This is a genomic window from Aminobacterium thunnarium (assembly GCF_055390565.1).
In genome coordinates this window covers 1,471,115-1,492,526 of sequence record NZ_AP042412.1, presented here as the reverse complement: position 1 = coordinate 1,492,526, position 21,412 = coordinate 1,471,115, and the positions used below count along the sequence as shown (strand labels likewise).

Here is a 21,412-nt window from a genome sequence, read left to right as displayed (position 1 = left end):
GTGCCAGCTCCCGGTGCGCAGGAAGACTTTTATGAAATACTTGGCGTTCCCCGGGATGCCTCGGCTGCTGATATCAAGAAAGCCTATCGGCGGCTTGTTCGGAAGTATCATCCCGATGCGAATCCAGGGAACGCTGAAGCCGAAGAAAAGTTTAAAAAAATAAATGCAGCCTACGAAGTTCTGAGTGATTCAGAAAAGCGGGCTCAATACGATCAGTTCGGAACTGTAGGCGATATGCCGCCAGGAGGTAGTCCCTTTGATGGGTTTGGCGGAATGGGAGATGTCTTTGGAGATATCTTTGATAATATTTTTGGTGGCGGAATGGGTCGACGCCGTTCAGATCCTAGAGCTCCCCGGCGAGGATCCGACCTTGAAATGCGCCTTACAATTACGCTTCAGGATGCTGCCTTGGGAATTGATCATGAAGTAGATATACCAAGGTGGGAAACGTGCTCAAAGTGTAACGGTAGTGGAGCAGAACCTGGAACATCTCCTGAAACGTGTTCAAGATGTGGAGGAACTGGTCAGGTTGAAGTGCGTCAACAGACGCCTTTTGGTCAATTTGTTTCAGTGACCCCATGTCCTGAATGTGGAGGTACGGGGCAGATCATTCGAAATAAATGCTCAGAATGTCACGGAGAAGGACGTGTCAGAAAAACTCACCGGGTGAAAGTAAAGGTCCCGGCTGGAGTGGATACTGGAACGCGTCTTCGTATTCAAGGAGAGGGAGAAGCCGGTTTAAACGGAGGTCCGTCTGGAGATTTATACTTCGTTATCAATGTAGATGAGCATCCGGTCTTTAAAAGAGACGGAGCTGATCTACATAAAAAGGAAACTATAGCATTTCCCACTGCGGCTTTAGGCGGAGTGATCCATTTGGAAACGCTTATCGACGGTAAAGAAGAGCTTGATGTTCCTGCAGGTACGCAACCAGGAAAGGTCTTCCGCGTGCGAGGAAAAGGAATGCCTAAGCTGAGAGGTGGCCGAGGTCGTGGCGATTTGTTCGTACATGTAACGATAGAGGTTCCTACTCGGCTTACTGAAAAGCAAAGGGCTCTGATTGAAGGTCTAGCAAAAGAGATGGAGCTTGAAGTTAAAGACGAAGGACTTTTTGCGAAATTTAAAAATATTTTTGGCTCTTAACGAATCGGGGGGGCTGTCTTTGCGGCTCCCCGTTTTTTCCCTATATTTTCATAATGAAATGATTTAGAGGAGGACGAATAATGACCGGGGCAGATAGTTTCTGGTGGTATATAACACTTGAAGGAGGATCTGAGCAAGAAGAAGCACTTTCTTCTTTAGCAGATCTTTCTGGAGGGATAGGGTCAGAGGAACATGAAGGCTCTGGGAAAATTCGTCTTCGAATTTATTACCGAACGTCTCACGATCTCGGATATTGGCTCGAATTGCTTAATCATGTTTTAGAATCCTTCCCTGGAATAAGTGTAGTGGACATGGGAAAAATTGAAAATCGCCAATGGCATACAGAATGGAAAGAAGCCTTTCCTCCCCTTCCCGTAGGAGAGAAGTTTGTTGTATTGGCTCCTTGGCATCGTGGATCGGAACCTAACGATCGCATTCCCCTTTATATTTATCCTGGTTCGGCCTTTGGCACTGGATATCATGAAAGCACCCAGATTGCTTTGACACTTTTGGAACGTCACATGAAACCTCACTGGAATATAGCTGACATTGGAACAGGGTCAGGCATTCTTTTTATTGGTGCTATTCGACTTGGCGCTGGTAAAGTGTATGCAAGAGATCTTGATCCTGCAGTACTCAATGAAGTGTTGAATAATATGGAACTCAATGGCATTTATAAAGAAGAGGTGGATCTTAAAGAAGGAAATCTTCTTCAAGGTTTCGATCATACCGTAAATTTATTAATGGCAAATATTATAATAGAACCTCTTATGTCTATGATTCCTGATGTTCCCCATGCTTTATGCGATGGAGGAATTGCGATTTTCTCTGGCCTCCTGACGAAGGAAAAAGATACATTTATCGAGACGCTTAATAAGGCAGGTCTAAAAATTATTGATGAGCTTGAAAGAAACGATTGGTGGGGAGTGGCAGTAACTAAGAAATGATAAGTCAGCTCAAAGGGAAGAAAATTTGTATTATTGCTATGGGGTGTCGGTCCAATCAGTCTGAGGCAGACTCCCTTGCTTCTATGTTGCAGGCTGCTGGGGCAGATATTGTAAGCGAGCCACCTTTTGACGGTGCTGTTCTGGTGACATGTACTGTAACAGCTGTGGCTGATAAAAAAAGTCGACAGCTTTTAAGACGCTTACGAAGGCAGGCACCACAAGCCGTTATCGTTGCTACAGGTTGTTGGGCTCAACAAGCTGAATCTCACCTCGCGCAAGTTTTAGGAGTTGACTTTCTTGTAGGAAACCGGCAAAAGTGGCAAATACCCTCTCTTTTCAGTATGGCCTTTTCGTCGAATCAGCCCGTGGCTTTTACTGATATGAGAAGCGATGTCCTTCGTGATGCCCAATGGGATCATTTGTTTCAATATCACCCTCTTCTTCATAGCCGAGCCTTTGTAAAAATACAGGACGGATGTAATCATTTCTGCACATATTGTATTATCCCCTTTGTTCGGGGGAATCCGGTAAGTCGTCCTCTTAATGACCTCCTCAAAGAGGTCTGTTCAATAGTGGATTCAGGATGTTCTGAAATAGTGCTCACAGGAGTTCATCTTGGTCTTTATGGTAAGTATGGAGAGGTTTCACTTGGAGAAGTTGTACGGCAAATAGGAGCAATTTCTGGAGTGAAACGAATCCGCTTTGGTTCCCTTGAACCATTTGGGATAGATGATGAACTGCTTAGCTCTTTGGCAGAAACACCTCAATTTTGTCCTCATCTTCACCTCCCTCTCCAGAGCGGAGATGACGGAGTGCTAGAAAAGATGGCTCGTGGATATAGTGTAAATGACTATATGACTTCAGTAAAAAAGGTTCGTCGTTTTCTTGGCGATAATGTGCATATAAGTACGGATATTCTCGTAGGATTTCCAGGTGAAGACGAAAAGGCTTTTGCCAATACTCTCGCCCTAATGGAAAATGTAAAATTTGGTAAAGTACATGTTTTCCCTTATTCACGAAGAAAGGGAACAAAAGCTGCCTCTTTGGGAGGACAGATACAGCATGAAATAATTCAGGAGAGAGTGCATCGGGTTTTAGAAACTGGCGAAAAACTTCTGAATGAGTATTGTTCTCAGTGGATAGGTAAGACCTTCCCTATCCTAATAGAGGAGGCAGGAGAAAACGAATCTTCGGGATTAGCTCCCTTTTTTGTAAAAGCTGTTGTTCCCCGAAAGATGTCTGTCGGCCAAATAATTGAGGTTTCTCCACGTAAATATGCATCAGAGCAATTCTATGCATAAGGCCGATTCCTGAAAATGAATTCTTACACTGGTATAATGAATATAGATTAAGCGGAGTCTCAATGCTATAAGTGGAAGGCGGTCTGTTTGTATGGACTCTATGCTTGGGATAGATCTTGGAACTCGATATGCCCTGGCGGCCTGCAAAATTAATGACAAAGTTGAAGTGCTTTCGAATCGGTGGGGATTGAAAAAAACTCCCTCCGTTGTTTCGTGGGCATCCGAGGGGTGGCTTGCTGGCGAGGAGGCTGCTCGTCGTGAAGTGGCGTTTCCAGAGTACACATATTGGGATATGAAGAGGCATATAGCTTGTACCGGACCTATTCGATGTGGTCGGCGTACCTTCTCTCCAGAAGAACTGTTAGTCCCCCTTCTTTCGTTGGTCAGAGAGGATGCGGAAGCAACACTAACTCGTTTTATAACGTCGTGTGTCCTCACTGTTCCTGCTTCTTTTAATTTTTCCCAGCGACAAGCTGTTGCGCGAGCTGCGGATAAAGCTGGTTTTGAAGAAATAAAAATAATTAACGAGCCTACAGCTGCAGCGTTTGCCTATGGAAAAGAAGGGCTCTCTCTAATTTTAGATTTTGGAGCGGGAACTGTCGATGTCTCTGTAGTTGAAGCTGAACAGGGTATATGGCAGGTTTTAGAGAGTGTCGGTGATTCGTGTATAGGGGGAAGAGAAATTGATTTTCTTCTCGCTCGCATGCTTCAGAAACGACTTTCATTGATCTCTAAAACGTCAGCAGATAGTGAAGCGCTCTGGCGGTACCTCCTTGGTGAGGCGGAGAATATAAAAGTAGCTCTCTCGACGTGTTCTTCCTTTACGTGGTTGCCTTCCTTTGGAATTTGTCAGTCAAGCAAACCGATATTGATAAGAAGAGAGGAATTGGAGCGTCTTATGCGCCCCATGCTTCATAAAGTGGTTAATATAGTAAGTGAACTTTGGAAAAAGTACTCTCCTCAACGTCTTTTGCTTGTAGGCGGGAGCAGTCGCATACCTTTATTGCACTCAATGCTTGAAGAACGAGTTGCCCGACCTGATCACTTGAATCAATGTCCTGATGAGGCTGTTGCTATTGGCGCAGCTCTTTTTGGAGCAAGTTCAGAAAAACGTTTTTTGATAGATGTTCTTTCTCAAGATCTTGGTATCCGCTCTGCAACTGGCGATTTTGTTTCTGTTCTTCAAAAAGGCTCACCTCTTCCTTGTAAGGCTTCGAAAAGATTTATAAGCATTGCTAACGGCAGTTTGGATTTGCATATAATGCAAGGAACATCTGAGGGGCAGTTTTCAACATTAAATCAGGTAACGATCGACTTTCTTTCAGAAAAAGAAGAAGTTGAACTCTTTTTCTCCGTAGATTCTAACGGACTTCTTGCTATAGAGCTTCAAAGAAAAAATGGAGAGAGAATAGCAATTCCTGATATTACGGTAGAAGAATGTACGTTAAAGGAAAACCCTGTACCGCCGGAAATAAAAGATTTGGAAAAACGTTTAGCCCGTGTTTCTATTGCTCTACCTTCAGAGCAACAAGGCAGGCTTTTGTCTCTTTTTAGTTCCGCCAGAACACTTTCCGATAAATCTATTTATGGGGATGCTGTAGCTATTCTTGAAGAGATGGTTCGTGAAATGGAGAGGGTTTCCCTATGACAGATATATCACTTCAGATCGAAGAAAGTCTGGCAATCCTTGGCGTTGCTTCTGGCGCTTCAATGAAAGAAATTCGCTCTGCTTTTAGACGCTTGGCACGCACATGCCATCCTGATATAGCAGGACCTCAGACGGCAGCAGAGTTTGAAAAGATTACGGCGGCATATCTTTTTTTGAAAAAGAAGGGAACCAGTCTTACTCGCAAAGAAACAAAGACAACTAAAGATCGTTATACTCGTACGAAGCCAAAAAGAGAGGGTTTTAGAAAAGCTCAATCGCAACGTACAGAAAAAAAAGCGAATCCTGAAAAAATAAGGCATCTTCTTACAGAAAAAATAATAGTTGAAGCAGAAATAAAAATGGCTAGACTTATGGAGAAAGTTGCAGAAAAACAGGGGGAATCAGATTTTTATAGGTCACAAAAGAGGCTTTTAAGTTCCCATCCTGAAGTTCGATCTCTGGCGGCATCTCTCCTTTTCAATCATTTAGATGAAAAAGGTGTCGTTGATTCTTTTGCAGAAATGATTCAAGCGTATCCTGAAGACGAATACGTGTTACAGTACATTTTTGATGGAATATATTTTCAGAACAGATTTATTCCAATTGCAGAAGCGGTAGCTGCAAAAGCTTCTCAGCTTACAGAGAAAGTAGCTCTTTCTTTTTTGCGCTGGATTGCACGCTTCGATAAACGTAAAATATATCTCGAACGTTTTCTTTCCCATCCATCGGAAGATGTTGTAGCGAAAGCTTTGACACGATGGCCTCATGGGAAAGGGCTTCCCGACGATTTAAGTTTAATTCGTCTTCTAAAGAAAGATAAAGAAGAAATTCTCGTTCCCCTTTTGCAAATATTGAGAAGAGAAGAAAATGTACCCTCTTGGACCATGACGAAAATAAAATTGCTTGCTCAATCTCATAGTGCAGCAAGTGTACGAGTTTGGGCGGGGTCTATTGTCCGGAATAAAAATCTGGTATAGAATAACGTGAAGCTGAGAGGTGGGTTTTGGTGAGCGAAAGTTGTCTTTTTTGTAAAATTATTAAAAAAGAGCTAAATGCTGATATCGTTTATGAAGATTCTAAGGTCGTAGCATTTAGGGATGTTAATCCTCAGGCTCCTGTTCATGTGCTTATTATTCCCAAAGAGCACGTTGGTTCATCAGCCGAAGTTAGCGAAAATAGTCTTTGGGCCGATCTTATGGCATCAGTAACGTATGTTGCCAAAGAGCTTGGCTTGAATAAATCCGGTTACAGGTTAGTTATTAACTGTGGTGCTCAAGCTGGACAAACAATCCCCCACCTTCATGTTCACCTGTTGGCGGGACGGTCGTTCCGCTGGCCACCAGGTTAGTCAATGTGGGTGGCACAGAAAGGGGGGATCCAGTATGACTACGATCATTCGGAAAGATAACGAGTCCCTAGAAGATGCGCTTAGACGTTTTAAACGTGAGGTTTCGAAAGTTGGAACCCTTCGCGAGGCACGTAAACGCGAACATTACGAGAAACCAAGCGAAGTGAAGAAAGCGAAAAGGGCCGAAGCGGCCAGAAAACGACGGGGCAAATCCAGGGGGTAATTTAAGGTGAGCAATCTGTCGGAACGTATTCAAAAAGATCTTGTGGCAGCGATGAAAGCGAGACAAGATATGGAACTTTCAACGTTGCGAATGTTGAAATCAGAAATACAGAAAGCCCAAACAGAAAAAGGGCGCACGACGGAACTTACAGACGAAGATATTGTGATTCTTATCCAACGTCTCATAAAACAGAGACATGAATCTGCAGAACAATATTCTGCCGGTGGAGCCGCCGATAGGGCTGCAGAAGAATTGAAAGAAGCTACGTTCCTTGAAGTTTATCTTCCTGAACAGCTTTCTGATGTAGAGCTTGATGAAATGATAGAGAAAGCTGCTGCTGCCTCAAAAGCTACGGGGCCCAAAGATATGGGGCGAGTAATGGGGCGTTTGATGGGGGAGATTCGAGGCCGGGCTGATGGGAAAAGAGTTAAAACCCGGGTTCAATCGTATTTGCAGTCTCTCGTTGATTAACTTTTGTATAAAAATAAAAGCCGGGTATTATACCCGGCTTTTATTTTTAATGTCACTTTAGAGGGGGACCCTATATGAGATGTCCTAAGTGTGGAGCAATGGAAACAAGGGTGATAGAGACACGTACTGCAGATGAAGGACGTGTCGTACGCCGTCGTCGCGAATGTCCCGAGTGTCTGGCGCGTTTTACAACGTATGAAAAAGTTGAAGAAAAAAAGACCCTGCGTGTTATCAAAAAAGACGGAAGCAGAGAATTTTTTGATAAGGAAAAAATTACAAGGGGGATTAGCAAAGCATGCGAGAAACTTCCAGTCTCCTTAGAGCAGATTGAGGAAGTAGCTTCTCGTATAGAAGAAAGTTTCCGTTCAAGTGGTTATGGGGAAATTCCAGTCTCTCTCATTGGAGAAAAAGTTATGGAAGAACTCAAGTTACTGAATAAAGTAGCATACGTCCGTTTTGCCTCTGTATATCGTGAATTTACTGACCTCTCAAGTTTCCAGCGTGAAATTTCACGTCTTTCTGACGAAAGAGAATAGTCTTTTTCTATATAATCGTCTCTCTAGTTAAAATTTATACCATTGTTTGATTGGATATTCGTGTATAATTACATTATCTTTCTGTATCTTATACTCATATATCTTTTTATTAATATGAAAAAGGAGGGGTTTGGTTTATGAAGCTGAGAAGAGTAGCATTGGCTCTGGCAATGGTTCTGCTTCTTACAGGGGGGGCTTTTGCCCAGGATACGATTCGTATCGGTGTCTATCTTCCCCTGACAGGGCAGAATGCTTTCGGTGGTCAGTTGGAGTTGGACGGCGTGAAAATGGCTCATGAAGAAATACCAGAAGTGATGGGAAAGAAAATTGAACTTATCGTTGTTGATAATAAGTCAGACAAAGTTGAGTCAGCAAATGCTGTTAAACGACTGATCGAAAAGGAAAAAGTTATAGCTATTATAGGAACCTATGGATCTTCTTTGGCTATGGCTGGTGGAGAAGTAGCAGAAAAAGCGGGAATTCCTGTTATGGGTACATCATGCACAAATCCTCTCGTAACCCAAGGGAAAAAGTATTATTTCCGTGCGTGCTTTATAGATCCTTATCAGGGCGCAGCTGCTGCAACATACGCAATTCGCGAACTTGGTATAAAGAAAGCCGCTGTTCTTGTTGATGTTTCTAACGACTATAGCGTTGGTTTGGCAGGCTTCTTCAAACAGTCTTTTGCAAAACTGGGCGGAGAGATAGTCTCTGAACTTAAATATAACACTGGAGATCAGGATTTCACGGCCCAGCTTACTGAAATTATCAGTAAGAAACCTGGCATTATGTTTATTCCTTCTTACTTTGCAGAAGGTGCCATTATCATGAAACAGGCTGCTGAACTCGGAGCAGAGTTTAAGATAATGGGCGGAGATGCCATGGATAATCCAGAGATAGTTACTATTGGTGGAGAAGCGGTCGAAGGCTTTATGCATACAACTTTCCCATATGACCCATCTATGAAAGATATGAGTCCTCTTGCCAAACAGTTTACTGAGAATTGGAAAAAGGCTCACCCCGATAAAGATCCTAACGTCAATGCAGCGCTTGGCTATGATTCGTATCTTCTCGTTATCGATGCCATTAAACGGGCTGGAAACGCTGAGCCAGAAGCGATTACCAAGGCTCTGACCGAAACGAAAGACTTCCCCGGAGTAACAGGTAACACCACGATTAATGAGACTCACGATGCTGAAAAAGAAGTAGGAATTGTTATGATCAAGGAAGGTAAAAAGACATTTATAGGTACAGTGAAGCCTGAAATGTAAAATGGCCTTTCATGTCTCTTTTCAGTAAATTTTAATTTCTATAGAGGCAGGAAGGATAATTTCCTTCCTGCCTTTTCACAAGGGGGAAGTTGCTGTGAGCCTAAATATGTTTATTCAGCATTTATTTAATGCTATTACCCTTGGCTCTCTATACGGCCTTATTGCCATTGGCTACACTATGGTTTATGGAATTTTACGTCTTATCAATTTTGCTCATGGCGATATTTTTATGCTTGGTGCTTATTTTGTCTTTTTCTCTGTCACTCTTACTAAATTGCCGTGGGGAATAGCTGTTATTGTTGCTGTAATACTTTCGACTTTTTGTGGAATTTTGGTAGATCGTGTTGCATATCGTCCTCTTCGGAACGCGCCCCGTATCTCTGCTCTTATTAGTGCTATTGGCGTTTCTTTCTTTATAGAAAACCTTGGTCTCGTCATTTTTACTGGTCTTCCTAGACCAGTGGCTCGTCCCGATTGGCTTGTACGTGTCATCAAAGTTGGAGGAGTTAGAATTTTACCCTTAGCAATAGTCGTTCCTCTTGTAACATTTCTTCTTGTTATCGGGTTACTGTGGGTCGTGTATAAAACTAAACCAGGTTTGGCTATGCGGGCAATTTCCAAGGATATTGAAACGACACGTCTTATGGGCGTTTCCGTTGATAAAGTTATAGCCATAACTTTTGCTCTCGGTTCGGCCCTAGCGGCAGCATCGGGTATCATGTGGGCACTGCGATATCCTCAAATTAACCCCTTCATGGGGGTTATTCCTGGATTTAAGGCTTTTATAGCAGCTGTTTTTGGCGGTATCGGCTCTATTCAGGGAGCGGTTACTGGGGGAATGATTCTTGGCATTATTGAGATAATGGTTGTGGCCTTCTTCCCCGCTCTTTCTGGATATCGCGATGCATTTGCATTTATTCTTCTGATCGTTATCCTCCTCATAAAGCCTACCGGCTTAATGGGGGAGAAGTTGGAGGACAAGATCTGATGGATAAAAAGAAGAGAAATTTCATACTTAATTTATGCGGAATTGGCCTTTTGGCACTTTTTATGTACTGGGCACAGGGAAACCTTGATGGGTATAAAATTCAGGTAATCAATCTCGTGGCTGTCAATGCTATTCTTGCACTCAGCCTCAACCTGATTTATGGTTTCACCGGAATGTTTTCTTTGGGACATGCAGGATTTATGGCTATTGGTGCCTATGTTTGTGCCATATTAATCTTGAGTCCGGCTCAGAAACAGGCCTTATGGATTTTGGAACCAATTGTATGGCCCTTTTCTGTTATGAGCGCTCCTTTCCTTGTAGCAGTCTTAGCAGGAGGTCTCGTTGCTGGCTTTTTTGGTTTACTGATTGCTCTTCCGGTGTTGCGTCTTGGAGGCGATTACCTCGGTATCGCTACCCTTGGTTTTGCCGAAATTATTCGTGTAGTTCTGACGAACATAACACCAATAACAAATGGAGCTCTCGGTATTAAAGGAATTCCCTCCTATTCTAATTTGTGGTGGAATTATGGTTGGCTTCTGTTTACCCTTTACGTTATGGTGAAATTTATCAATAGCAATTTTGGTAATGTCCTCAAGGCTATCCGAGACGACGAAATAGCGGCCAAAAATATGGGGATCAATACCTTCAAATATCGTGTCATTTCTTTTACCATAGGATCATTTTTTGCTGGTATCGGCGGAGCTCTCATGGGGAGCCTTATTACAACTATCGACCCTAAGATGTTTATCTTCCTTCTGACTTTCAATATTCTCATGATTACCGTAGCCGGAGGTTTGGGATCCATTACTGGAAGTGTTTTAGGCAGCATCATTATCACCATATTGCTTGAATGGCTTCGTTTTGTGGAAAACCCCCTCACCATCGGTTCTTTTGAAATTCCCGGAATTCCCGGAATGCGAATGGTTATTTTCTCTCTAGCCCTTATTTTCATTATTCTCTTCAGAAGAGAGGGCATTATGGGAATGAGAGAATTGACCTGGGATGGTTTATTCGCTCGTTTCTCTAAAGGGGGAAAGACAGAATGAATCAGGTCAAAACAGTGCTTGAAACCAAAGAAATTACTATGCGTTTCGGAGGATTGACAGCTGTTAACTCCTTAAATATGGCAGTTCCCCAGGGAAGCATTGTCGGACTCATTGGTCCCAACGGAGCAGGAAAAACGACAGTATTCAATATGATTACCGGTTTTTATACTCCGACAGAGGGAAGAGTTTTCTTTAACGGCAATGAAATTACAGGACTTCCCCCATATAAAGTGTGCGAAACGGGCATTGCCAGAACGTTTCAGAACATACGACTTTTTACGAATGAAACTGTCTTGCAGAATGTAATGATAGGTTGTCACGTACGACAGAAAAGTAAATGGTGGATGGCTCCTTTTCTTATCCCGTCAATGATCAGGGAAGAGAAGGAAATTCGAGAAAAATCAATGAAATTGCTGGAGTCAGTTGCGTTGGCTCAACATGCGGATGAGCTTTCAAGTTCTTTACCCTATGGAGCGCAACGGCGTCTTGAAATTGCTCGTGCACTGGCCACTGAACCAAGCTTTTTGCTTTTAGACGAGCCAGCTGCAGGAATGAATCCCCTCGAAACTGTAGAACTCATGGCTTTTATTCGCAGAATCAGAGATGAATTCAACTTGACAATACTTCTTATAGAACATGATATGAAAGTAGTCATGGGAATCTGTGAATATATATGGGTTCTTGATTATGGGAAGCTTATTGCCGAGGGAGATCCGGAAGCAATACAGTCTAACCCTCGAGTTATCGAAGCTTACCTAGGAGAGGAGTACGCGAAAAATGCTTAAGGTTGAAGATCTTCACGTTTACTATGGCGGTATTCATGCTGTCAAGGGCATTAGTCTCGATATTCCACGAGGGCAGATTGTAACGTTAATAGGGGCCAATGGTGCAGGTAAAAGCAGTACGATCAGAAGTATTGCCGGCCTTGTTAAAACAGCTAAAGGTAAAATCTTATATACGAACGGCAACGGCATAGAAGAGAATATATTGGGCAAAGCTCCAGAAAATATTGTTAAAAAAGGAATTGCCATGAGCCCTGAGGGACGGAGGATCCTTCCCCATCTCACTGTTGAAGAAAATCTATTTTTGGGTGCTTATATACGTGACGATAAAGAAGGCATTCAAAAAGATATCGATCACGTTTATTCCCTCTTCCCTCGACTTAAAGAGCGCGCCTGGCAAAAAGGTGGAACTCTTTCTGGAGGAGAGCAGCAAATGCTTGCCGTAGGACGTGCTCTAATGAGCAGACCTGAACTTGTTATGATGGATGAACCTTCCTTGGGGTTGGCTCCCATGCTTGTTAAAGAAGTTTTCGATATTATTCAGGAAATCAACGCACAGGGGAAGACCGTTCTTCTTGTAGAGCAGAATGCCTTTGCAGCCCTTAAAATCGCCAACTATGCCTATATTCTGGAAGTGGGAAGCATTGTCCTTTCAGGTACGGGCGAAGAGTTGTTGAAAAATCCGCGAGTAAAAGAAGCCTATCTGGGCGGCTAAAAATAGTAGTATAATAAATTGTTATGAAAAGCAAGGGGACGGATGACTTGCCGTCCCCTTCTTTGTGTCATAATATTGAGATGCTTAGCAACAGAGAAAATTAGTTGAGGAGGCACCCGTTTAAATGTCTGCCCTGAATGTCCCAAATATGTTAAGTTTGCTACGAGTTTTTCTTTCTCCATTAGTTGTTATATTTTTGACTTTAAAAATAAGTACGCCTGTCCCTATCTTTGAAAAATTGGGAGCAAGCATTAGCTACGGAGATCTTATTGCAGGTTTCGTTTTCATCATAGCGGCTCTTACAGATACTGCCGATGGATACATTGCTCGTAAAAAAGGTATAGTTACGAATTTGGGCAAATTTATTGATCCCTTAGCAGATAAGATACTGGTTATTGCGGCATTAATATCGCTCGTTGAATTGCAGCGTTTGCCGGCTTGGATTGTTGTTGTGATTATCGCAAGAGATTTTATCGTTACCGGAGTTCGGCTTGTTGCTGCTGCTGAAGGAGTTGTTATTGCGGCATCTTCTATGGGAAAGTTGAAAACAGTAGGTCAGATTATTGCTATATCATTGCTTATTTTTAACTTGCCTGGCGGCCTTCCTGCAATGTGGATTGCAATGATCCTTACCGTCTGGTCTGGTATGGAATATCTTATTAAAGGGCGTAATATGCTTTTCGATGCTTCATAATCATGGAGAAAGAAGGGGTTTAACAATGACTTCTCATGTCATTCAATATGTTGATACGATTCAAGATCGAATCGTGAAGAGTTTGGCTGAACTTGTAGAATACCCTGCTGTTTCCCCCCATGAAGGAGGAGAAGGTGAGAATAGAAAAGCCCGTTTTCTGGAAAAACTTGCTCAAGAATTAGGTCTCTCTCATATCCAATGGCATAACGCTCCAGATGAACTAGCGCCAGAAGGATTCAGGCCTAATCTGGTTATACGCGTTCCGGGGAAAACTGATAAGAGGCTTTGGATCATTACTCATATGGATGTGGTTCCTGAAGGTGACCGCAGTTTATGGCAGACGGATCCTTTTAAAGCTGTAATCAAGGAAAATCGTATCTATGGCCGTGGTAGTAATGATAATGGTCAAGAGCTCATTGCTAGTCTGTACGCTGCCGCAGCCATGAAGGAATGCAATATTCTGCCTGAATATGAGACATATCTTTGTTTTGTTGCAGATGAAGAACTGGGCAGTGAGTTTGGAATTCAATATCTTATAGAGCAGAATCTTTTTAAAGAGGATGATCTGATTATCGTTCCTGATGGTGGGAACGATCGGGGAGATTTTGTAGAAGTTGCCGAAAAGAGTATCCTATGGCTTCAGTTTACAGTAGGAGGACAGCAAGTTCATGCGAGTAGGCCTGATTTAGGATTAAATGCGTGTCGCATCGCGAATGCCTTTGCTACGGAACTTGACAAGGCTTTTCATGACGCTTTTCCTGAAGAGGACAATCTTTTTACACCACCTTTTTCCACATTCGAACCTACACGACGTTTACCTAATGTAGGAAACGTCAATACGATTCCAGGTAAAGAAACATTTTGTTTCGACTGTCGCATTTTACCCTCTGTGAATGTAGATGATGTTTTAAATGTAGTTTCCCAAGTAATTAGCCCAATAGAGAAAGAGTATGGAGGAAAGATAAAATTGACTGTTCTTCAGAGAACGGATTCTACCCCCCCAACTCCGCTGGATGCTCCAATCGTTCACCTGCTTACCAAGGCGATTAAAGCCGTTTACAGTTTTGATCCCGAGGTGGGTGGCGTTGGAGGAGGAACGTGTGCTGCATATTTTAGAAAAGAGAATATTCCAGCTGTTGTTTGGGCTCAGGAGGCAGATGTAGCTCATATGCCTAACGAATATTGTGAAATTGAACATCTGATAAACGAAACCAAGGTTTTTGCCCTCTTAATGGCTGGTGTAGAATAAAAACAAGGGCGGAGGAATAAGAGCCTCCGCCCATATTTTATTTTAAGTGAAAATACTTTTGACCCACTCCTTTGTTACAGCATATAATGTTTTTTTGTGGAATGATTATTGCAAATATTTGTAGAGGTGAAGTGAATGTTTAATGGCTTAAAGCGCGTTCTGGGGTTGGACCCTAATGAACGGGCGCTCAAGAGATATCGCCAGATTGTTGATGATATCAATGAGCTCGAAGCGGAAATGACGGCGAGAAGCGATGACGAGCTTCGTTCCTTGGTTACAGATTATAAAGAGCGTCTCAATAATGGTGAAAGTCCAGATGATCTATTAAAAGAAGTTTTTGCCTTGGTGAGGGAAGTTTCACGTCGAACCCTTGGTCTTCGCCATTTCGATGTGCAGCTTATGGGAGGCATTGCCCTTCACGAAGGAAAAATAACTGAAATGAAAACAGGAGAAGGAAAAACTCTTGTTGCTACTTTGGCCGTTGTCCTCAATGCACTTTCTGGGCAAGGTGTTCATGTCATTACAGTAAACGACTATTTGGCGAGACGTGACGCTGAATGGATGGGGCCCATATATCATTTTTTAGGCCTGTCTGTTGGTGTTATATACGCCTATATGGATCAGGAAGAGCGTAAAAAAGCCTATCTTTCTGATGTGACATACGGTACAAACAGTGAGTTCGGTTTCGATTATCTGCGAGACAATATGGCTGTTTCCCAGGAACAGCTTGTTCAACGACCTCACCATTTCTGTATTGTTGACGAAGTCGACTCTATTTTGATCGATGAAGCGCGAACGCCTCTTATTATCTCAGGTCCTTCTGAAGACAACGTAGAGATGTACAACACAGCAGACCAGATAGCGAGACAGCTTAAAGAAGGTCCGGATTTTGAGAAAGATGAAAAAGAACGGAATGTCTCCATTACAGAAGAAGGAATAGCGAAGTGTGAGAAACTGCTGAAGATGCCAGGGCTTTTTTCTGACGCGGCTCATTCTGATCTGGCTCACAGAATCGTGCAGGCAATTAAGGCTCATGTGCTTTTTCAGAAAGATGTACACTATGTCATCAAAGATGGTGAGATTGTAATAGTCGATGAATTTACAGGCCGTCTTATGTTTGGACGTCGCTACTCAGATGGATTGCATCAGGCCATTGAGGCGAAGGAAAAAGTTAAAGTCGGAAGAGAGAGTCAAACCCTTGCTACCATAACTCTTCAGAACTACTTCCGTATGTACCAGAAACTGGCGGGAATGACAGGTACGGCTATAACCGAAGCAGAAGAATTCAAAGAGATTTACGGACTTGAGGTTATTTTGGTTCCTACGAATAAGCCTATGGTTCGTAAAGATCTTCCAGATGTCATCTATCGTACGTCTTTAGAAAAATTTCATGCTGTTGCAGAGGAAGTTGCAGAGACTTATGAGCAGAAGCAACCTGTACTTGTAGGCACGACGTCAATAGAAAATTCTGAACATATTAGCAAACTTCTTAAAGCACGTAAAATTCCTCATCAGGTCTTGAATGCCAAGTACCACGAAAGGGAAGCCCAGATTGTGGCCCAGGCTGGACGAGCTGGGGCTATTACCGTAGCTACAAATATGGCAGGACGTGGAACAGATATTGTTTTAGGAGGAAATCCAGAATTTTTGGCCAAAGAGACCCTTCGAAAAGAGGGCGATGAAAATGCTCAGAACACTAAGCATTATGAAGAACTACTCGAAGAATATCGAAACATTTGTGCAGAAGAGCGCGATCAGGTTCTCAAAAGTGGCGGCCTTAAAATTATTGGAACGGAGCGTCACGAATCGCGAAGAATCGATAATCAGCTGAGGGGACGAGCAGGTCGTCAGGGCGATCCTGGTTCCAGCCGCTTCTATCTCTCTTTGGAAGATGACCTCTTAAGACTTTTCGGGTCTGATCGTATTCATGGACTTATGGAAAAGCTTGGCATGGAAGAGGGAGAAGCTATTGAGCATAACCTTTTGACGAAAGCTATTGAGTCGGCACAGAAAAAAGTAGAGCAGATGCACTTTGACATTCGTCGTCAGCTCTTGGCATACGACAACGTTATGAATCAACAGCGTGAAGCTGTTTATGGTGAGCGACGCCAGATTCTTACGGATAAAGATATTATTGAGCATACATGGGAAGTTATTCAGGGCGTTATAGGTGATGTGTTAGACCACTACTTCCCCGAAGATGGGGAGGCGGAGCCAGAGAGAGCTGCTTCAAAGTTAAAAAGTATCTTTGGTCCAGGGCTTGACTCCTTTTTGAAAGATGTAGATAGCCGCCGTCTTTTGCCAGAGGCCTCTGAACAGATAAAACAGGAAGTCGAAAATCGTTTCAGGATAAAGATAAAGAATCTGGGATCGGCAATTTCTGACGAACTGATGCGTTTTATTGTTCTTCACACGCTAGATAGCAGTTGGAAAGACCACTTACTTGCAATGGATGAATTACGGAGAGGAATAGGCCTTCGTGCAATTGGTCAAAAAGATCCTCTGCTTGAATATCAGTTCGAATCGTATAATCTTTTCCAGGCAATGATGGAAAGGGTAAGAGAATCTATTGCTGAACTTGCTTTCAGAGTAACAGTAGTTTCAGAGGAAACGCGGAGGACTCCTGATCGGAGGAATCTTAGGGAAAGTAGAGATTTCACTCTTCCTTTCCCTTCAGAAGAGGTTCCGGGAGCTCAGGTTGGTGCCGAAAAACCTCAACCAATACGAAAGGGTCCCAAAGTAGGGCGCAATGATCCGTGTCCATGTGGCAGCGGAAAAAAGTATAAACACTGCTGTGGCAAAAACGCCTAAAATGAGGAGGAAAATAAGTATGGGCCGAACTTTTACTAAAGCAGCCCTGGTGTTTGCTGTGTTTTGTGCATGTATAGCGGGAATGTTCCTATTACAGTCTCCGGCAACGGCCTCCACTGAAATCAATATTCGGAGACTTGTTCAGGAAGCCCCCGATTTTTCTCTCTACGGAAACGCACAGGGAATAGTATGGCTGAAAGAGTATCATTATACACTGCTTGCCGATGGAAGCATGCAGACAGACGTCACATGGGCTATCCTTGTAAAGGAAACCATTGATGAGTCATGGCAGAATTGGTCTCTTATTGTTCCCGAAGGAGGGAACATTTCCATCGAAAAAGCCGAAGTATACGATCCCGCCTCAGCTATGTTATTAACTAAAGCTGACATAACAACTACAGAATCTGAGGGACGGACTTTCTACCGTGTTAAATTTCCGGCACGGGATGAAGTTCTTTGGGTTCTTTCGTACAGGATTACTTCCCCTCGAAAATTAGGTGTGGACGGATACGTAAAAACAGGAATATCTTTGCCTCAATGGGAGCAGAAGATTACTGTAGATGTTCCTTCAGGTTCTTCTTTTACATGGCTTTCAAGTGAGAATGAAGCACCAAGTCTCGAGAAAAAAATGGGTCGCGACAGATACGAATGGCATATTGTCAATCGCCCCGTATGGAGAGATACTTCTCTTTTGAGTTCTTTCGAACCTTTTATAGCTTTTAGCCTTCAGCAGGGGAAAATTCCTTTTTATAAACTCTTGCAGTCTACAGAAGACGTTGTTGTTCCAGAGGCACCAGATAGTGTCATTTCAATGGGACGTGGAGCTAATCGTGTAAAAGCAGGAGAAGATATTATTCAGTTTGTCAAAAATCACCCATCTTTCCAAGATAAAGCTGCTCATAATGTAGTCCGATCGAAAATTCCAAGTGACGGGCCGTGGTCTGAATGGGAAAAAGCGCTAATTCTTTGTAAGTGGTTGCCTTTGGCAGGTTGGCAAGTTAATCTAAAGTGGATTACCCCTACGGAAATTACTGAAGAGACTCCCATTACAAGGGGACTTCTTCTCAAGCCGGTTGTTGAGGCAAATATCCCTGGGAGTGGCCGTGTCTACTTTGATGTAGAACAAGGTCTCTCTTTAGGCGAAACACCTCCATCACTTTGGGGAAATAGAGTTTACGGACTTGTGAATAAAGAAATTGTATCTGACGTTATTCAAGGTGGAGGTGCAGCAGACCACCGACTTTCTCTTAGATGGGACCTTGATTTGGAGGAGTCAGGTTTTTTGGTGGGAAAACTTTCCTTTTTTGTAAGAAATGGGTGGACAGGGCTCTTTTTCTCAGGGAAAACGCCTACCCTTGAAGAAGCGGCTTCTGTTCTATCTAGCTGCACTGGGTTACAACTTGATAGTAGTAAAGGAGAAATCAAGCAGCTTAAATATGGTTTTGAGATACGGTTCCCCGTACGAATGCTTGGAGCCATTACGGGTTCTGAAGGTCACCAGATGCTCGTAAAACTTCCTGTTTTTGTCCCGGCATGTTTGCGAGAACTTTCTTCGGTACGTCCGCCGTATTCACTACGTTTTCCTTTTGCTGTCGAGGCTGAATATGAGCTGAGTTTGCCATCATCAATGAATGTACTCACACTTCCAAGTACGTCTGATAGAGATATGGGTAAAGTAAAGTATTATGAAGATATGACATATAGAAAGAAAAAACATGTTATTCGTGGTAGCGCCAGAGTTGTTGTCTCTTCTGATCGTATAGACGGGGCGTTAGCTTCAGCACTGAACGAGTCTCTTCGTCGTTTTGCTGATTTTAATGCCAAGACATTGGCCCTGCGCGCCAAATAAGATTTTTAGAGATTTCCGGAGGTGTAAGAATGGCTGATGTACTCGTAACTCTTCGCCAACTTCTTAATGATTCCATACGATCAATGGCGGAGGAGCAAAACATTCAACTTGAAAATCTTCCTGACTTTGTAATAGAGAAGCCAAAAAATGAAGATCATGGTGACTGGGCAACAAACGCAGCTATGCAATTGGCTCGCATATTTCACAATAGCCCGAGAAAATTGGCAGAACAAATAGTAGATCGTCTTGCTGATTGCGATTATTTTACTTCTGTTGAAATTGCCGGACCGGGGTTTATTAACTTCAGGTTGTCTCAGAAATGGATGGGCGAGGTCTTAGAAGAAATACTTACGCTTAAAGATCAATACGGTCGTCAGAATGTGGGGCAGGGCGAAAAAGTTCAGGTTGAGTTTGTAAGTGCAAATCCTACAGGACCTCTTCATGTGGGACATGGACGGGGTGCCGCTGTTGGTGACATTATCGCTAAGATAATGGATTTTGCAGGGTGGAATGTTCAGAAAGAGTACTACATCAATGATGCCGGCTTGCAGATGAAAATATTGGGCACATCTACTCAATCACGTTACTTTGAACTTCTTGGTCATAAAGATCGCGCCCCATTCCCGGAAGATGCGTATAAAGGTGAATACATTTACGATTTAGCCCAAGAAATTATTGATAAGGAAGGCGATCGTTTTCTTTCCTTGCCTTTAGAAGAGAGCATGGAGTTTTTCCAAACTTATGCTGCAGGACATATTTTAGAGGGTATAAAAAAAGATCTTGCAGATTTCGGCGTTCATTTTGACGTATGGTTCTCCGAAAAGAGCCTTTATGAACGAAATTTGGTGCCGGAAGCCATGGATACTCTAAGGAAACATGGCTATGCTTACGAGCAGGACGGAGCGCTCTGGTTCAAAGCGACAGCCTTTGGGGATGAAAAAGATAGGGTTCTCATTCGCAATAATGGCGTGCCAACATATTTTGCATCAGATATTACGTACCATATGGAGAAGTTTGGCAGAGGTTTTGAACGAGTTATCGATATATGGGGAGCGGATCATCATGGGTATGTTCCCCGTATGAAAGCGGGAGTAGAAGCCTTAGGGAAGGATAGGGAGAGTTTAGAGGTCGTTCTGATTCAGTTCGTCAACCTTTTGCGAGGTGGCGAACAGGTTGCAATGTCAACTCGTTCTGGGCAATTCGTAACGTTAAGAGACGTTATCAATGAAGTAGGAGTTGATGCAACCCGCTACTTCTTCGTTATGCGCCGAAGTGACAGTCACCTTGATTTTGATCTTGAGCTGGCGAAGCAATCTTCCAATGAAAATCCCGTTTATTATGTTCAATATGCTCACGCTCGAATTTGCAGTGTTTTAAAAGAAGCTGAAAACCGTCAAATAAAGCTGTACGGACTTGAAGCTTTAAACACAGAACTTTTGACTTCCGATGAAGAGAAGAAGCTGGTGAACCGTTTATCCCTCTTCCCTCAGGAGGTTCGGAGAGCAGCTATAGATCGTGCTCCTCATGTTATTGTAAATTATGCCTATGATTTGGCGTCTGACTTCCATTCCTTCTATAACGCCAATCGTATTCTTGGGGAGCGCCCAGATGTTATGAATGTTCGGCTTTTACTTGTCTTAGCATCAAAATACGTTCTTTCTCGTTCTCTGAGCCTGCTTGGCTTAAACGCTCCAGAAAGGATGTAGACATTTGCCGCGGTTACGGTGGGTTCTTCTGGCTATTGTTTTATCTCTCATTGCGGCTATCATGGGAACTGCCTATATCGTGGAATTACGAGAGGTTCATCGCTTGTCTGCATTGGTAGATAAGCGAATGGCTCTTTTAATGCAGAAGAGCCAGATCATTCAGGAATACAAAGAAAAAATTGAATTTTATAAAACGCCGGAGGGAATGGCGCATTTAGCGAGAGACCAATATAATCTGGTTTTCCCCGGTGAGAAAATTTATAAAATTGTAGTAACGTCGGATGATATATTGCCCGAGAAGAAACAGTAGCGTATAATACACGGGCATGTGTCCCTGTCCCTTTATTAATAAAAGGGACCAATTAGACCAAAGGGAGGAGGTGAGTTGCGTGCGACCGTACGAATTGATGGTTCTTGTTAATGCCGACCTTGAAGATCCCAAAGAGGAGATTGCAAAGGTAGAAGAGGTCGTGCGAAACCTCGGTGGAGAGCTTTCGAAAACTGACATATGGGGAAAAAGAAAGCTAGCATATCCAGTTAACGAACACACCGATGGTTTTTATGCCGTTTTGACCTTCAAGCTCGTTTCAGACGAAGTAACTGAGCTTGAACGTTTACTGAGTCTTCGACAGAATGTATACCGGCATATGATCGTCCGTCTTGACGAAGAATAAGGAGGAGATC

Annotated in this window: 21 protein-coding genes; all 21 read left to right on the top strand. The window is 43.0% G+C overall.

Features of this window, described 5'->3' with window-relative positions:
* Nucleotides 1-1,143, top strand: a complete 1,143-nt coding sequence (dnaJ, locus tag ACZ5GY_RS07415; protein WP_464111711.1) for a molecular chaperone DnaJ — start codon at nucleotides 1-3, stop codon at nucleotides 1,141-1,143.
* 80 nt (nucleotides 1,144-1,223) lie between these two features.
* On the top strand, nucleotides 1,224-2,090 hold the full coding sequence (locus tag ACZ5GY_RS07410; protein WP_213690809.1) for a 50S ribosomal protein L11 methyltransferase: 867 nt from the start codon (nucleotides 1,224-1,226) through the stop codon (nucleotides 2,088-2,090).
* A complete protein-coding gene (gene mtaB / locus ACZ5GY_RS07405) occupies nucleotides 2,087-3,391 on the top strand; it encodes a tRNA (N(6)-L-threonylcarbamoyladenosine(37)-C(2))-methylthiotransferase MtaB (RefSeq protein ID WP_464111710.1) in 1,305 nt (434 codons plus the stop codon). The genes ACZ5GY_RS07410 and mtaB overlap by 4 nt, the downstream gene beginning before the upstream one ends.
* A 91-nt stretch (nucleotides 3,392-3,482) precedes the next feature.
* Entirely contained in the window at nucleotides 3,483-5,039 is a 1,557-nt protein-coding gene (locus ACZ5GY_RS07400; RefSeq protein ID WP_213690811.1) for an Hsp70 family protein, read from the top strand.
* Entirely contained in the window at nucleotides 5,036-6,016 is a 981-nt protein-coding gene (locus ACZ5GY_RS07395; RefSeq protein ID WP_464111709.1) for a J domain-containing protein, read from the top strand. Before ACZ5GY_RS07400 ends, ACZ5GY_RS07395 begins: the two co-directional genes overlap by 4 nt.
* Nucleotides 6,017-6,045: 29 nt before the next feature.
* Entirely contained in the window at nucleotides 6,046-6,387 is a 342-nt protein-coding gene (locus ACZ5GY_RS07390; RefSeq protein WP_213699639.1) for a histidine triad nucleotide-binding protein, read from the top strand.
* 34 nt (nucleotides 6,388-6,421) lie between these two features.
* Nucleotides 6,422-6,610, top strand: a complete 189-nt coding sequence (rpsU, locus tag ACZ5GY_RS07385) for a 30S ribosomal protein S21 (protein WP_213690814.1) — start codon at nucleotides 6,422-6,424, stop codon at nucleotides 6,608-6,610.
* 6 nt (nucleotides 6,611-6,616) lie between these two features.
* Nucleotides 6,617-7,081: a GatB/YqeY domain-containing protein gene (locus ACZ5GY_RS07380; protein WP_213690815.1), complete on the top strand. Its 465-nt coding sequence runs from the start codon at nucleotides 6,617-6,619 to the stop codon at nucleotides 7,079-7,081.
* 74 nt (nucleotides 7,082-7,155) lie between these two features.
* Nucleotides 7,156-7,617 carry a transcriptional regulator NrdR gene (gene nrdR / locus ACZ5GY_RS07375; RefSeq protein WP_213690816.1) on the top strand — a complete coding sequence of 154 codons (462 nt, stop codon included), beginning with the start codon at nucleotides 7,156-7,158 and terminating at the stop codon, nucleotides 7,615-7,617.
* Nucleotides 7,618-7,754: 137 nt separating this feature from the next.
* Entirely contained in the window at nucleotides 7,755-8,888 is a 1,134-nt protein-coding gene (locus ACZ5GY_RS07370) for an ABC transporter substrate-binding protein (RefSeq protein ID WP_213690817.1), read from the top strand.
* Nucleotides 8,889-8,982: 94 nt separating this feature from the next.
* Nucleotides 8,983-9,876, top strand: a complete 894-nt coding sequence (locus ACZ5GY_RS07365) for a branched-chain amino acid ABC transporter permease (protein WP_213690818.1) — start codon at nucleotides 8,983-8,985, stop codon at nucleotides 9,874-9,876.
* A complete protein-coding gene (locus ACZ5GY_RS07360) occupies nucleotides 9,876-10,922 on the top strand; it encodes a branched-chain amino acid ABC transporter permease (RefSeq protein ID WP_213690819.1) in 1,047 nt (348 codons plus the stop codon). Before ACZ5GY_RS07365 ends, ACZ5GY_RS07360 begins: the two co-directional genes overlap by 1 nt.
* Nucleotides 10,919-11,707, top strand: coding sequence for an ABC transporter ATP-binding protein (locus ACZ5GY_RS07355; RefSeq protein WP_464111708.1), 789 nt, complete (start codon nucleotides 10,919-10,921; stop codon nucleotides 11,705-11,707). Before ACZ5GY_RS07360 ends, ACZ5GY_RS07355 begins: the two co-directional genes overlap by 4 nt.
* On the top strand, nucleotides 11,700-12,419 hold the full coding sequence (locus tag ACZ5GY_RS07350) for an ABC transporter ATP-binding protein (RefSeq protein ID WP_213690821.1): 720 nt from the start codon (nucleotides 11,700-11,702) through the stop codon (nucleotides 12,417-12,419). The genes ACZ5GY_RS07355 and ACZ5GY_RS07350 overlap by 8 nt, the downstream gene beginning before the upstream one ends.
* Before the next feature lie 124 nt (nucleotides 12,420-12,543).
* Nucleotides 12,544-13,113, top strand: a complete 570-nt coding sequence (gene pgsA, locus ACZ5GY_RS07345; protein ID WP_213690822.1) for a CDP-diacylglycerol--glycerol-3-phosphate 3-phosphatidyltransferase — start codon at nucleotides 12,544-12,546, stop codon at nucleotides 13,111-13,113.
* A 25-nt stretch (nucleotides 13,114-13,138) separates the two neighbouring features.
* Nucleotides 13,139-14,362, top strand: coding sequence for a M20 family metallo-hydrolase (locus ACZ5GY_RS07340; protein ID WP_213690823.1), 1,224 nt, complete (start codon nucleotides 13,139-13,141; stop codon nucleotides 14,360-14,362).
* A gap of 135 nt (nucleotides 14,363-14,497) precedes the next feature.
* The gene (secA, locus tag ACZ5GY_RS07335) at nucleotides 14,498-17,173 is read left to right on the top strand and encodes a preprotein translocase subunit SecA (protein ID WP_213690824.1); all 2,676 of its coding nucleotides are present in this window, start codon (nucleotides 14,498-14,500) and stop codon (nucleotides 17,171-17,173) included.
* 19 nt (nucleotides 17,174-17,192) lie between these two features.
* Nucleotides 17,193-19,022 carry a hypothetical protein gene (locus ACZ5GY_RS07330; RefSeq protein WP_464111707.1) on the top strand — a complete coding sequence of 610 codons (1,830 nt, stop codon included), beginning with the start codon at nucleotides 17,193-17,195 and terminating at the stop codon, nucleotides 19,020-19,022.
* A gap of 29 nt (nucleotides 19,023-19,051) precedes the next feature.
* Nucleotides 19,052-20,728, top strand: coding sequence for an arginine--tRNA ligase (argS, locus tag ACZ5GY_RS07325; RefSeq protein WP_213690826.1), 1,677 nt, complete (start codon nucleotides 19,052-19,054; stop codon nucleotides 20,726-20,728).
* A gap of 4 nt (nucleotides 20,729-20,732) precedes the next feature.
* Entirely contained in the window at nucleotides 20,733-21,038 is a 306-nt protein-coding gene (locus ACZ5GY_RS07320; RefSeq protein ID WP_213690827.1) for a septum formation initiator, read from the top strand.
* A 79-nt stretch (nucleotides 21,039-21,117) separates the two neighbouring features.
* A complete protein-coding gene (gene rpsF, locus ACZ5GY_RS07315; RefSeq protein WP_213690828.1) occupies nucleotides 21,118-21,402 on the top strand; it encodes a 30S ribosomal protein S6 in 285 nt (94 codons plus the stop codon).
* The last annotated feature ends 10 nt before the right edge of the window (nucleotides 21,403-21,412 follow it).